Source organism: Streptomyces maremycinicus, from assembly GCF_001184025.1.
GTDB lineage: Bacteria > Actinomycetota > Actinomycetes > Streptomycetales > Streptomycetaceae > Streptomyces > Streptomyces maremycinicus.
In genome coordinates, this window is record NZ_BBYG01000008.1 from 290263 (window position 1) to 302548 (window position 12286).

General features: G+C 65.7%; 22 protein-coding genes. All 22 read left to right on the plus strand.

Going from position 1 to position 12286, the window contains the following annotated elements:
* Positions 1 to 5 precede the first annotated feature (5 nt).
* Positions 6 to 425, plus strand: coding sequence for a 50S ribosomal protein L16 (gene rplP, locus AOQ37_RS01445; protein ID WP_006140905.1), 420 nt, complete (start codon positions 6 to 8; stop codon positions 423 to 425).
* Positions 425 to 649 (plus strand): 50S ribosomal protein L29, encoded by a 225-nt coding sequence (gene rpmC / locus AOQ37_RS01450; protein WP_005481220.1) that lies wholly within the window; start codon positions 425 to 427, stop codon positions 647 to 649. Before rplP ends, rpmC begins: the two co-directional genes overlap by 1 nt.
* Entirely contained in the window at positions 649 to 936 is a 288-nt protein-coding gene (gene rpsQ, locus AOQ37_RS01455) for a 30S ribosomal protein S17 (protein WP_057602880.1), read from the plus strand. The genes rpmC and rpsQ overlap by 1 nt, the downstream gene beginning before the upstream one ends.
* Positions 937 to 1040: 104 nt before the next feature.
* On the plus strand, positions 1041 to 1409 hold the full coding sequence (gene rplN, locus AOQ37_RS01460) for a 50S ribosomal protein L14 (protein ID WP_003992364.1): 369 nt from the start codon (positions 1041 to 1043) through the stop codon (positions 1407 to 1409).
* A 2-nt stretch (positions 1410 to 1411) separates the two neighbouring features.
* Positions 1412 to 1735: a 50S ribosomal protein L24 gene (gene rplX / locus AOQ37_RS01465; protein ID WP_030039760.1), complete on the plus strand. Its 324-nt coding sequence runs from the start codon at positions 1412 to 1414 to the stop codon at positions 1733 to 1735.
* A complete protein-coding gene (gene rplE, locus AOQ37_RS01470; protein WP_030788262.1) occupies positions 1735 to 2292 on the plus strand; it encodes a 50S ribosomal protein L5 in 558 nt (185 codons plus the stop codon). The genes rplX and rplE overlap by 1 nt, the downstream gene beginning before the upstream one ends.
* A gap of 5 nt (positions 2293 to 2297) precedes the next feature.
* Positions 2298 to 2483 (plus strand): type Z 30S ribosomal protein S14, encoded by a 186-nt coding sequence (locus AOQ37_RS01475; protein WP_030890724.1) that lies wholly within the window; start codon positions 2298 to 2300, stop codon positions 2481 to 2483.
* Between the two features lie 214 nt (positions 2484 to 2697).
* Positions 2698 to 3096, plus strand: a complete 399-nt coding sequence (rpsH, locus tag AOQ37_RS01480) for a 30S ribosomal protein S8 (RefSeq protein ID WP_030788259.1) — start codon at positions 2698 to 2700, stop codon at positions 3094 to 3096.
* Between the two features lie 24 nt (positions 3097 to 3120).
* The gene (gene rplF, locus AOQ37_RS01485; RefSeq protein WP_057602881.1) at positions 3121 to 3660 is read left to right on the plus strand and encodes a 50S ribosomal protein L6; all 540 of its coding nucleotides are present in this window, start codon (positions 3121 to 3123) and stop codon (positions 3658 to 3660) included.
* A gap of 3 nt (positions 3661 to 3663) precedes the next feature.
* Positions 3664 to 4047, plus strand: a complete 384-nt coding sequence (gene rplR / locus AOQ37_RS01490) for a 50S ribosomal protein L18 (protein WP_020132625.1) — start codon at positions 3664 to 3666, stop codon at positions 4045 to 4047.
* A 64-nt stretch (positions 4048 to 4111) separates the two neighbouring features.
* Positions 4112 to 4717, plus strand: a complete 606-nt coding sequence (rpsE, locus tag AOQ37_RS01495) for a 30S ribosomal protein S5 (RefSeq protein WP_020132624.1) — start codon at positions 4112 to 4114, stop codon at positions 4715 to 4717.
* The gene (gene rpmD, locus AOQ37_RS01500) at positions 4717 to 4899 is read left to right on the plus strand and encodes a 50S ribosomal protein L30 (protein WP_005313525.1); all 183 of its coding nucleotides are present in this window, start codon (positions 4717 to 4719) and stop codon (positions 4897 to 4899) included. Before rpsE ends, rpmD begins: the two co-directional genes overlap by 1 nt.
* Before the next feature lie 2 nt (positions 4900 to 4901).
* Positions 4902 to 5357 (plus strand): 50S ribosomal protein L15, encoded by a 456-nt coding sequence (gene rplO / locus AOQ37_RS01505; RefSeq protein WP_062640327.1) that lies wholly within the window; start codon positions 4902 to 4904, stop codon positions 5355 to 5357.
* A 257-nt stretch (positions 5358 to 5614) separates the two neighbouring features.
* Positions 5615 to 6928 (plus strand): preprotein translocase subunit SecY, encoded by a 1314-nt coding sequence (secY, locus tag AOQ37_RS01510; RefSeq protein ID WP_062640328.1) that lies wholly within the window; start codon positions 5615 to 5617, stop codon positions 6926 to 6928.
* Positions 6928 to 7590 (plus strand): adenylate kinase, encoded by a 663-nt coding sequence (locus AOQ37_RS01515; protein ID WP_062640330.1) that lies wholly within the window; start codon positions 6928 to 6930, stop codon positions 7588 to 7590. Before secY ends, AOQ37_RS01515 begins: the two co-directional genes overlap by 1 nt.
* Positions 7591 to 7694: 104 nt before the next feature.
* On the plus strand, positions 7695 to 8531 hold the full coding sequence (gene map / locus AOQ37_RS01520) for a type I methionyl aminopeptidase (protein ID WP_062640331.1): 837 nt from the start codon (positions 7695 to 7697) through the stop codon (positions 8529 to 8531).
* 292 nt (positions 8532 to 8823) lie between these two features.
* Positions 8824 to 9045: a translation initiation factor IF-1 gene (gene infA / locus AOQ37_RS01525; RefSeq protein ID WP_003948620.1), complete on the plus strand. Its 222-nt coding sequence runs from the start codon at positions 8824 to 8826 to the stop codon at positions 9043 to 9045.
* Between the two features lie 72 nt (positions 9046 to 9117).
* Positions 9118 to 9231 (plus strand): 50S ribosomal protein L36, encoded by a 114-nt coding sequence (rpmJ, locus tag AOQ37_RS01530; RefSeq protein WP_003998809.1) that lies wholly within the window; start codon positions 9118 to 9120, stop codon positions 9229 to 9231.
* Between the two features lie 211 nt (positions 9232 to 9442).
* The gene (gene rpsM / locus AOQ37_RS01535; RefSeq protein WP_020132619.1) at positions 9443 to 9823 is read left to right on the plus strand and encodes a 30S ribosomal protein S13; all 381 of its coding nucleotides are present in this window, start codon (positions 9443 to 9445) and stop codon (positions 9821 to 9823) included.
* A 71-nt stretch (positions 9824 to 9894) separates the two neighbouring features.
* Positions 9895 to 10299 (plus strand): 30S ribosomal protein S11, encoded by a 405-nt coding sequence (rpsK, locus tag AOQ37_RS01540; RefSeq protein WP_010354218.1) that lies wholly within the window; start codon positions 9895 to 9897, stop codon positions 10297 to 10299.
* 255 nt (positions 10300 to 10554) lie between these two features.
* Entirely contained in the window at positions 10555 to 11577 is a 1023-nt protein-coding gene (locus AOQ37_RS01545) for a DNA-directed RNA polymerase subunit alpha (RefSeq protein ID WP_062640332.1), read from the plus strand.
* A 177-nt stretch (positions 11578 to 11754) separates the two neighbouring features.
* Positions 11755 to 12267, plus strand: a complete 513-nt coding sequence (gene rplQ / locus AOQ37_RS01550) for a 50S ribosomal protein L17 (RefSeq protein ID WP_062640333.1) — start codon at positions 11755 to 11757, stop codon at positions 12265 to 12267.
* Positions 12268 to 12286: the final 19 nt, after the last annotated feature.

A 12286-nucleotide genomic window follows, 5' to 3' on the forward strand; every position in this document is an offset into this window, starting at 1 on the left:
CCGACATGCTGATCCCCCGTAGGGTCAAGCACCGCAAGCAGCACCACCCGAAGCGCCGTGGTCAGGCCAAGGGCGGTACGACGGTCTCGTTCGGCGAGTACGGCATTCAGGCCCTCACGCCGGCGTACGTGACCAACCGCCAGATCGAGGCGGCCCGTATCGCGATGACCCGCCACATCAAGCGTGGCGGCAAGGTCTGGATCAACATCTACCCGGACCGCCCGCTCACGAAGAAGCCTGCCGAGACCCGCATGGGTTCCGGTAAGGGTTCTCCGGAGTGGTGGATCGCGAACGTGCACCCGGGACGGGTCATGTTCGAGCTGTCCTACCCCAACGAGAAGATCGCCCGTGAGGCCCTCACTCGCGCAGCCCACAAGCTGCCGATGAAGTGCCGGATCGTCAAGCGCGAGGCAGGTGAAGCGTGATGTCGGCCGGTACCAAGGCGTCCGAGCTGCGCGAACTGGGTGACGAGGAGCTTCTCAACAAGCTCCGCGAAGCCAAGGAAGAGCTGTTCAACCTCCGCTTCCAGGCGGCGACGGGTCAGCTCGAGAACCACGGTCGGCTGAAGGCCGTCCGCAAGGACATCGCGCGGATCTACACCCTGATGCGTGAGCGCGAGCTGGGCATCGAGACGGTGGAGAGCGCCTGATGAGCGAGAGCAACGTGACCGAGAACACCACTGAGGCGCGCGGATTCCGCAAGACCCGTGAGGGTCTCGTCGTCAGCGACAAGATGGACAAGACCGTCGTCGTCGCCGTCGAGGACCGTGTGAAGCACGCGCTGTACGGCAAGGTCATCCGCCGTACGAACAAGCTCAAGGCTCACGACGAGCAGAACGCCGCGGGCGTCGGCGACCGTGTCCTCCTCGCGGAGACCCGGCCGCTGTCCGCCACGAAGCGCTGGCGCGTCGTCGAGATCCTCGAGAAGGCCAAGTAATTCCTGCGGCAATCCCCGCAGGTCAGTTCCGCCAGGCTCGGCAGGGGCGCACCTCGTGACGAGGCCGCCCCTGCCGGGAACCGGCAGACACACAGGAGATAGACGTGATCCAGCAGGAGTCGCGACTGCGCGTCGCCGACAACACTGGTGCGAAGGAAATCCTTTGCATCCGTGTGCTCGGTGGCTCCGGTCGCCGCTACGCGGGCATCGGTGACGTCATCGTCGCCACCGTCAAGGACGCGATCCCCGGCGGCAACGTGAAGAAGGGTGACGTCATCAAGGCGGTCATCGTTCGCACCGTCAAGGAGCGCCGCCGTCCGGACGGCTCGTACATCCGCTTCGACGAGAACGCCGCTGTCATTCTGAAGAACGACGGCGACCCTCGTGGCACCCGTATCTTCGGCCCGGTCGGCCGGGAGCTGCGCGAGAAGAAGTTCATGAAGATCATCTCGCTGGCTCCGGAGGTGCTGTAAGCATGAAGATCAAGAAGGGCGACCTGGTCCAGGTCATCACGGGCAAGGACAAGGGCAAGCAGGGCAAGGTCATCGCGGCCTTCCCCCGCGAGGACCGTGTCCTGGTCGAGGGTGTCAACCGGGTCAAGAAGCACACGAAGGCCGGTCCGACCGCCAAGGGCTCGCAGGCCGGCGGCATCGTGACCACCGAGGCCCCGATCCACGTGTCCAACGTTCAGCTGGTCGTGGAGAAGGACGGCAACAAGGTCGTCACGCGCGTCGGTTACCGCTTCGACGACGAGGGCAACAAGATCCGCGTTGCCAAGCGGACGGGTGAGGACATCTGATGGCTACCACCACGACTCCGCGTCTCAAGACGAAGTACCGCGAGGAGATCGCGGGCAAGCTGCGTGAGGAGTTCTCCTACGAGAACGTCATGCAGATTCCCGGCCTCGTCAAGATCGTGGTCAACATGGGTGTGGGCGACGCCGCCCGCGACTCCAAGCTGATCGAGGGCGCCATCCGCGACCTCACCACGATCACCGGTCAGAAGCCGGCCGTCACCAAGGCCCGCAAGTCCATCGCGCAGTTCAAGCTGCGTGAGGGTCAGCCGATCGGTGCACACGTCACGCTTCGTGGCGACCGCATGTGGGAGTTCCTGGACCGCACCCTGTCGCTCGCGCTCCCGCGCATCCGCGACTTCCGTGGTCTGTCCCCCAAGCAGTTCGACGGCCGTGGCAACTACACCTTCGGTCTCACGGAGCAGGTCATGTTCCACGAGATCGACCAGGACAAGATCGACCGTGTCCGGGGTATGGACATCACCGTGGTCACCACGGCGACCAACGACGCTGAGGGCCGTGCGCTCCTTCGTCACCTCGGCTTCCCCTTCAAGGAGGCGTGAGCGAGATGGCGAAGAAGGCTCTGATCGCAAAGGCTGCTCGTAAGCCCAAGTTCGCTGTGCGCGCGTACAACCGCTGCCAGCGTTGCGGCCGTCCCCACTCCGTGTACCGCAAGTTCGGCCTCTGCCGTGTGTGCCTTCGTGAGATGGCTCACCGCGGCGAGCTGCCGGGCGTGACCAAGAGCTCCTGGTAAACCCCCTTTTTAGGGGTTCCAGAGGCTCTCGGTAAGCAATGGGCGTGTCAGGCGCCCACCTCTTCATGGCTTAGGCTTGGAGGGTTGGGCGCCTGACAGTCGCCCGTACGACTTACTACGCCGTAGGTCCACCGCGCCGCACCCGTCCCGTCCCGGATCGGGGAGAGGGATGGCGCACCAGGAAACCCCGGCGAGAGAGGCCACAGGCCAATTCATGACCATGACTGATCCGATCGCAGACATGCTGACGCGTCTGCGGAACGCGAACTCGGCGTACCACGATTCCGTGACGATGCCGGCGTCCAAGATCAAGTCGCACATCGCGGAGATCCTCCAGCAGGAGGGCTTCATCACGGGCTGGAAGGTCGAGGACGCCGAGGTCGGCAAGAACCTCACCCTCGAGCTCAAGTTCGGCCCGAACCGTGAGCGCTCCATCGCGGGCATCAAGCGGATCTCCAAGCCCGGTCTCCGGGTTTACGCGAAGTCCACCTCCCTGCCCAAGGTGCTCGGTGGCCTCGGCGTGGCGATCATCTCCACGTCGCACGGTCTCCTCACCGACAAGCAGGCCGGCAAGAAGGGCGTAGGCGGAGAAGTTCTCGCCTACGTCTGGTAGCGGAAGGGAACGGAGGAAACAGCTATGTCGCGCATTGGCAAGCTCCCTATCACGGTTCCCGCCGGCGTGGACGTCACCATCGACGGCCAGACGGTTTCGGTCAAGGGCCCCAAGGGCTCGCTGACCCACACCGTCGTAGCGCCGATCGAGATCGCCAAGGGTGAGGACGGCGTTCTGAACGTCACCCGCCCCAACGACGAGCGTCAGAGCAAGGCCCTGCACGGCCTGTCCCGCACGCTGGTGGCGAACATGATCACCGGCGTGACCCAGGGTTACGTGAAGAAGCTCGAGATCAGTGGTGTCGGTTACCGCGTGACCGCGAAGGGCTCGAACCTCGAGTTCGCGCTCGGTTACAGCCACCCGATCACCGTCGAGGCCCCCGAGGGAATCTCCTTCAAGGTCGAGAACCCCACCCGGTTCTCGGTCGAGGGCATCGACAAGCAGAAGGTCGGCGAGGTTGCGGCCAACATCCGCAAGCTGCGCAAGCCCGACCCGTACAAGGCCAAGGGCGTCAAGTACGAGGGCGAAGTCATCCGCCGCAAGGTCGGAAAGGCGGGTAAGTAAGCCATGGCATACGGACAGAAGATCCTCAAGGGCGACGCTTACAAGCGTGCCGCGATCAAGCGTCGCCACATCCGGATCCGTAAGCACATCTCGGGTACGGCTGAGCGTCCGCGTCTCGTCGTGACGCGCTCGAACCGCCACATCGTGGCCCAGGTCATCGACGACATCAAGGGTCACACCCTGGCGTCGGCGTCGACCCTGGACACGACGATCCGCGGCGGCGAGGGCGACAAGTCCGCGCAGGCCAAGTCGGTCGGCGCCCTGGTCGCCGAGCGCGCCAAGGCCGCCGGTGTCGAGGCTGTCGTATTCGACCGTGGCGGCAACCAGTACGCGGGGCGCATCGCCGCCCTGGCGGACGCCGCCCGCGAAGCCGGACTCAAGTTCTGAGTCGCCCGTCGCGCTAGCGACTTCGGTCGCTGCGTAGCTAGCGGAAAAAGAGAGAGGTAATCCAATGGCTGGACCCCAGCGCCGCGGAAGCGGTGCCGGTGGCGGCGAGCGGCGGGACCGGAAGGGCCGTGACGGCGGCGCTGCTGCCGCCGAGAAGACCGCGTACGTTGAGCGCGTCGTCGCGATCAACCGTGTCGCCAAGGTTGTGAAGGGTGGTCGTCGCTTCAGCTTCACCGCGCTGGTCGTGGTGGGCGATGGTGACGGCACCGTCGGTGTCGGTTACGGCAAGGCCAAGGAGGTGCCGGCCGCCATCGCCAAGGGTGTTGAAGAGGCCAAGAAGCACTTCTTCAAGGTCCCCCGTATCCAGGGCACCATCCCGCACCCGATCACGGGCGAGAAGGCCGCGGGCGTCGTCCTGCTCAAGCCTGCTTCCCCCGGTACCGGCGTCATCGCCGGTGGCCCGGTGCGTGCGGTGCTCGAGTGCGCCGGCGTTCACGACATCCTGTCGAAGTCGCTCGGTTCGTCGAACGCGATCAACATCGTGCACGCGACCGTGGAGGCCCTGAAGGGTCTTCAGCGTCCCGAGGAGATCGCGGCCCGCCGCGGTCTGCCCCTCGAGGACGTCGCTCCCGCGGCTCTGCTTCGTGCGCGTGCCGGGGCTGGTGCGTAATGGCCCGCCTCAAGATCACGCAGACGAAGTCGTACATCGGCAGCAAGCAGAACCACCGCGACACGCTGCGTTCGCTCGGGCTCAAGCGCCTGAACGACGTGGTCGTCAAGGAGGACCGCCCCGAGTTCCGCGGAATGGTGCACACCGTCCGCCACCTCGTGACGGTTGAGGAGGTCGACTGATCATGGCGGAAAGCAACCCGCTCAAGATCCACAACCTCCGTCCCGCCCCGGGCGCCAAGACCGCCAAGACCCGTGTGGGTCGTGGTGAGGCGTCGAAGGGTAAGACGGCCGGTCGTGGTACCAAGGGCACGAAGGCCCGTTACCAGGTTCCGGAGCGCTTCGAGGGTGGGCAGATGCCCCTCCACATGCGCCTCCCGAAGCTCAAGGGCTTCAAGAACCCGTTCAAGGTCGAGTTCCAGGTCGTGAACCTCGACAAGCTGGCGGCGCTGTACCCCGAGGGTGGCGAGGTCACCGTCGAGGGCCTCATCGCCAAGGGTGCCGTTCGCAAGAACAGCCTCGTCAAGGTCCTCGGCCAGGGCGAGATCTCCGTGGCGCTCCAGGTGACGGTCGACGCCGTCTCCGGCTCCGCCAAGGAGAAGATCACCGCCGCCGGCGGTACCGTCACCGAGCTCGTCTGAACACCACAGGCGTCTCGATGACTTGAGCGATCCCGACCGGGGATACCCCACATATGGGGTATCCCCGGTTGGTCGTTCCTAGGGCGGTACTCTCGCCGGTAAGGTGACCTGCACTGCCCACTTTCACAAGATGCTTCCCATGGGGCACCTTGAGCGGCAGTCGACCGTTACACATGTCGTTGTCGTTGTCGTTGTTCTTATTGGACCCTCAAGACCGTCACCCTTGACGCAGATGCGTGGGGGTCGCAGGAGGCACCGTGCTCACCGCGTTCGCCCGGGCGTTCAGGACGCCCGACCTGCGCAAGAAGCTGCTCTTCACGCTCGCCATCATCGTGATCTACCGGCTCGGAACGCATATCCCGATCCCCGGTGTCGACTACACGTCCGTTCAGCGGTGTGTGGACGAGGCGTCCGGCAACCAGGGCCTCTTCGGTCTGGTGAACATGTTCAGCGGCGGCGCGCTGCTCCAGATCACCATCTTCGCGCTGGGCATCATGCCGTACATCACCGCGAGCATCATCCTTCAGCTGCTGACCGTGGTGATCCCGCGTCTGGAAGCCCTCAAGAAGGAGGGTCAGGCCGGCACCGCGAAGATCACGCAGTACACCCGCTACCTCACCGTGGCGCTCGCCATCCTCCAGGGCACCGGCCTGGTGGCCACCGCCCGCAGCGGCGCCCTGTTCTCCGGTTGCACGGTCGCCTCGAGCATCGTCCCGGACCAGGCGATCTTCACCACGATCACCATGGTGATCTGCATGACCGCCGGTACGGCCATGGTCATGTGGCTCGGTGAGCTCATCACCGACCGCGGTATCGGCAACGGCATGTCGATCCTGATGTTCATCTCGATCGCCGCGACGTTCCCCTCGGCCCTGTGGGCCATCAAGAAGCAGGGCACGCTCGCGGGCGGCTGGATCGAGTTCGGCACCGTCATCCTGGTCGGCCTGGTCATGGTCGGTCTGGTGGTCTTCGTCGAGCAGGCCCAGCGCCGGATCCCCGTGCAGTACGCGAAGCGCATGATCGGCCGCCGGTCCTACGGCGGTACCTCGACGTACATCCCGCTGAAGGTGAACCAGGCCGGTGTGATCCCGGTCATCTTCGCCTCGTCGCTGCTCTACATCCCGGCTCTCGTCGCCCAGTTCTCCAGCGGGACCTCCGGCTGGAAGACCTGGATCGAGACCAACCTGACCAAGGGTGACCACCCGATCTACATCAGCATGTACTTCCTGCTGATCGTTTTCTTCGCGTTCTTCTACGTGGCTATCTCCTTCAACCCCGAGGAAGTAGCCGACAACATGAAGAAGTATGGTGGCTTCATCCCGGGCATCCGGGCTGGCCGACCGACCGCTGAGTACCTCTCCTACGTACTCAACCGGATCACCTGGCCGGGTTCGCTGTATCTGGGTCTGATCGCTCTTGTACCGACGATGGCGTTGGTTGGCTTCGGGGCAAGCCAGAACTTCCCGTTCGGTGGTACCAGCATCCTGATCATCGTGGGTGTCGGTCTCGAGACGGTGAAGCAAATCGAGAGCCAGCTCCAGCAGCGCAATTACGAAGGGTTCCTCCGCTGATGCGTATCGTCCTCGTCGGGCCGCCGGGCGCCGGAAAGGGAACGCAGGCCACACGTCTGGCCGAGAAGCTCCGCGTTCCGCACATCTCCACGGGCGACCTGTTCCGCGCCAACATCAGCAAGCAGACGGAACTCGGGAAACTCGCCAAGTCCTACATGGACGCCGGCAACCTCGTCCCCGACGAGGTCACCATCGCCATGGCCAAGGACCGCATGGAGCAGCCGGACGCCGAGCGAGGCTTCCTGCTGGACGGTTTCCCGCGCAACGTCTCGCAGGCCGAGGCGCTGGACGAGCTCCTCACCAACGAGGGCATCAAGCTGGACGCGGTACTGGACCTGGAGGCCCCGGAGGAGGAGGTCGTCAAGCGGATCGCCGGCCGGCGCATCTGCCGCAACGACTCCTCGCACGTCTTCCACGTGACGTACAAGAAGCCCGCCAAGGAAGGCGTCTGTGACGTCTGCGGCGGCGAGCTGTACCAGCGGGACGACGACTCAGAGGAAACGGTCCGCACGCGGCTCGAGGTCTACCACACGCAGACCGAGCCGATCATCGACTACTACAAGGCTCAGGGCCTGGTCGTGACCATCGAGGCCATGGGCCCGGTGGAAGAGGTCACCACCCGTGCGCTGGCCGCACTGAAGCGCGAGGGCGACGACCAGTAGTCGTCGCTCGCAGTACGGCCGTGGAGTCCCGTCGGACACCACGGCCGTACTGTTGTGTACATACGTAACCGACCCACCTCAGTGACGGAGAGCGCAGGCCCCCCATGGTGCAGATCAAGAGCCCCGAGCAGATCGCCAAGATGCGCGAGGCGGGACTGGTCGTCGCCGCCATCCACGCGGCCACGCGCGAAGCGGCGGTGCCGGGGGCGACGACGAAGGACCTGGACGACGTCGCCCGCAAGGTCCTGGCGGAGAACGGCGCGAAGTCGAACTTCCTCGGCTACGGCGGCTTCCCCGCGACGATCTGCACCTCGGTGAACGACGTGGTGGTGCACGGCATCCCCTCCGACGAGGTCGTCCTCAAGGACGGCGACATCATCTCCATCGACTGCGGCGCGATCGTCGACGGCTGGCACGGCGACGCCGCGTACACGGCGTTCGTCGGCTCGGGGCACGCTCCGGAGCTGATCGAGCTCTCCCGGGTCACCGAGGAGTCGATGTGGGCGGGCATCGCCGCGATGAAGGCGGGCAGCCGGCTGGTCGACGTGTCCCGTGCGATCGAGACGTACATCCGCCGTCAGCCCAAGCCGGGTGGCGGGCGCTACGGCATCATCGAGGACTACGGCGGCCACGGCATCGGCACCGAGATGCACATGGACCCCCACCTGCTGAACTACGTGGACCGCAGGCGGGGCAAGGGGCCGAAGCTGGTGCCCGGCTTCTGCCTGGCCATCGAGCCGATGGTGTCCCTGGGGACCCCGCGGACCGAGGTCCTCGAGGACGACTGGACGGTCATCACGACCGACGGCACGTGGTCCTCGCACTGGGAGCACTCGGTCGCGCTGACCGAGGCGGGGCCGCTGGTGCTGACCGCGGTGGACGGCGGCAGGGCGAAGCTGGCCGAGCACGGGGTCGAGGCGGCGCCGGACCCGCTGGGCTGAGCCTCCCTCCGGGGTGAGCGCCGGGGGTGACTCGCCCCCGCCGCCCGTTCCCCTCCCGACCCCGGGGGCTGTGCCCCGGGACCCCTCACGCCCCTGACGGGCCTCGTCCTCGAACGCCGGACGTGCCGATCGTTGCTTAGGGATCTCCCTGGCGGGGCAGACTTCACGATTCGTCTTTCGGCGGGGCCTGACGTAGACTGACTCGTCGGCTCTCGTGCACTCGCATGTCTGCATGCACCCTTACGGGAAACGCAGGGGAGTCGATCAAGGTAGTCGATTCGAAGGGCGAAGCGTGGCCAAGAAGCAAGGTGCCATCGAGATCGAGGGCACTGTCGTCGAGTCTCTTCCGAACGCCATGTTCAAGGTCGAGCTCCAGAACGGCCACCAGGTCCTGGCACACATCAGCGGCAAGATGCGTATGCACTACATCCGTATCCTCCCTGACGACCGGGTCGTGGTGGAGCTGTCTCCGTACGACCTCACGCGTGGCCGGATCGTCTACCGCTACAAGTAGATCTTGCCCATGCCCTGTGCGCGGTTCCGCGTGCGGGGTTGCCGGCAACTGACCCGGAGAACCTCACATCCCATGAAGGTCAAGCCGAGCGTCAAGAAGATCTGCGACAAGTGCAGGGTGATCCGCCGTCACGGTCGGGTCATGGTCATTTGCGAGAACCCGCGCCACAAGCAGCGCCAGGGCTGATCGCTCAGAGATCACACCCTCTGCATCGACATCGCAGAGACTTCGCGCGACGCGAGCAGTTTATGTTCATACGCAGATCCCAGACGGGTGCTCCCGTCTGATACCCCCGGCTCGGAGGCCGGGGACCCATCCGTACCTAATCCTCACGAGGAGGCCGGCGGGTGGGAGTCGGTTCTGCGGAAGACCTCCGAAGATCAACTGGAGCCATTGAATGGCACGCGTTTCCGGTGTCGACATCCCGCGCGAAAAGCGTGTGGAGGTCGCCCTCACCTACGTGTTCGGCATCGGCCGGACCCTCTCCCAGGAGACGCTGGCAGCGACCGGCGTCGACCCGAACACCCGCGTTCGCGACCTCTCCGAGGAGCAGCTCGTCGCGATCCGCGAGTACGTGGACGCCAACATCAAGACCGAGGGTGACCTCCGTCGCGAGATCCAGGCCGACATCCGCCGCAAGGTCGAGATCGGTTGCTACCAGGGTCTCCGTCACCGTCGTGGTCTGCCTGTCCGCGGTCAGCGCACCAGCACGAACGCTCGTACCCGCAAGGGCCCGCGTCGCGCCATCGCCGGCAAGAAGAAGCCGGGCAAGAAGTAGTCCTCAGCGGACAACGCTTCATCAGCGGTCTTCAGCTGTAGGACCGACCACCTCCCCGTAGGAGTTTGTAGATGCCCCCCAAGGGTCGTCAGGGCGCTGCCAAGAAGGTGCGCCGCAAGGAAAAGAAGAACGTCGCGCACGGCCAGGCGCACATCAAGAGCACGTTCAACAACACGATCGTGTCCATCACGGACCCGGCCGGAAACGTGATCTCGTGGGCCTCCGCCGGCCACGTCGGTTTCAAGGGCTCGCGCAAGTCCACGCCGTTCGCCGCGCAGATGGCCGCCGAGTCGGCCGCCCGTCGCGCGCAGGAGCACGGCATGCGCAAGGTCGACGTCTTCGTCAAGGGCCCGGGCGCCGGTCGTGAGACCGCCATCCGTTCGCTCCAGGCGACGGGCCTCGAGGTCGGCTCCATCCAGGACGTCACCCCGACCCCGCACAACGGTTGCCGTCCGCCGAAGCGTCGTCGCGTCTGACGTATCGACCTACGGTGGTCAGGCCTCCGGCTGGGGGTGTGGGGGTCGTCCCCCACATATCGCAGTACGGTTGCCGTCCGCCGAAGCGTCGTCGCGTCTGACGTACGGCCGCGTGTCGGTTTGAGGCTTTCGGGCGGTACGGCTCCGTAAAAGGGCCGTATCGCCCGTACCCTTGCAGTACCCGTGCGGTAGGTACGCACGGTTCCGTCGGACGTCAAATAGCGGGCGTCCACGAAAGAAGGATCTGATCGCCACATGCTGATCGCTCAGCGTCCCTCGTTGACCGAAGAGGTCGTCGACGAGTTCCGCTCCCGGTTCGTCATCGAGCCGCTGGAGCCGGGCTTCGGCTACACCCTCGGCAACTCCCTCCGCCGTACCCTCCTGTCCTCGATCCCGGGTGCCGCCGTCACCTCGATCCGGATCGACGGCGTGCTGCACGAGTTCACCACCGTGCCGGGCGTCAAGGAGGACGTCACCGACCTGATCCTCAACATCAAGCAGCTGGTCGTCTCCTCGGAGCACGACGAGCCGGTCGTGATGTACCTGCGCAAGCAGGGGCCGGGTCTGGTCACCGCCGCCGACATCGCGCCCCCGGCCGGTGTCGAGGTGCACAACCCCGACCTCGTCCTCGCCACGCTCAACGGCAAGGGCAAGCTGGAGATGGAGCTGACCGTCGAGCGCGGTCGCGGTTACGTCTCCGCCGTGCAGAACAAGCAGGTCGGTCAGGAGATCGGGCGCGTTCCGGTCGACTCGATCTACTCGCCGGTTCTCAAGGTCACGTACAAGGTCGAGGCCACGCGTGTCGAGCAGCGCACCGACTTCGACAAGCTGATCGTCGACGTCGAGACCAAGCAGGCGATGCGTCCGCGTGACGCCATGGCCTCCGCGGGCAAGACGCTGGTCGAGCTGTTCGGTCTCGCCCGCGAGCTGAACATCGACGCCGAGGGCATCGACATGGGGCCGTCCCCCACGGACGCCGCCCTCGCCGCCGACCTCGCGCTGCCGATCGAGGAGCTCGAGCTCACCGTTCGGTCGTACAACTGCCTCAAGCGTGAGGGCATCCACTCCGTGGGTGAGCTCGTCGCCCGTTCCGAGGCCGACCTGCTGGACATCCGCAACTTCGGCGCGAAGTCCATCGACGAGGTCAAGGCGAAGCTGGCCGGCATGGGTCTCGCGCTCAAGGACAGCCCGCCCGGATTCGACCCGACCGCCGCCGCCGACGCCTTCGGCGCCGACGACGACGCGGACGCCGGCTTCGTCGAGACCGAGCAGTACTGAGAGCTCGGGACCGACTGCCGGTTCCCGGGAGCGGGTGCGCTGTGGCTTGTCGCGCAGTTCCCCGCGCCCCTTCCGACCCGCCCTTCGGGGCTCGTCGGATCTTCGACGGGCAATCGCCCGCTCGGACACTGACCCCGGTACCTGATACGGCCGGGGCAGACACCTAGGAGAAACGCCATGCCGAAGCCCACCAAGGGTGCCCGTCTGGGCGGCAGCGCCGCGCACGAGAAGCTGCTCCTCGCGAACCTCGCGAAGTCGCTCTTCGAGCACGGCCGCATCACCACCACCGAGGCGAAGGCGCGCAAGCTGCGCCCGTACGCCGAGCGTCTGGTCACCAAGGCGAAGAAGGGCGACCTTCACAACCGCCGTCAGGTGCTCCAGGTGATCACGGACAAGAGCATCGTGCACACGCTCTTCACCGAGATCGGCCCGCGCTACGAGAACCGTCCCGGTGGCTACACCCGCATCACCAAGATCGGTAACCGTCGTGGCGACAACGCGCCCATGGCTGTCATCGAGCTGGTCGAGGCGCTGACCGTCGCGCAGCAGGCCACCGGTGAGGCCGAGGCCGCCACCAAGCGTGCGGTCAAGGAAGACGCCCTCAAGAAGGACGAGGTCGTCGAGGACGCCAAGCCCGCCGACGAGGCTGCGGCCGACGAGGCTCCGGCCGAGGAGTCCAAGGACGCCTGAGGCACCGCCTCGCAGTGGA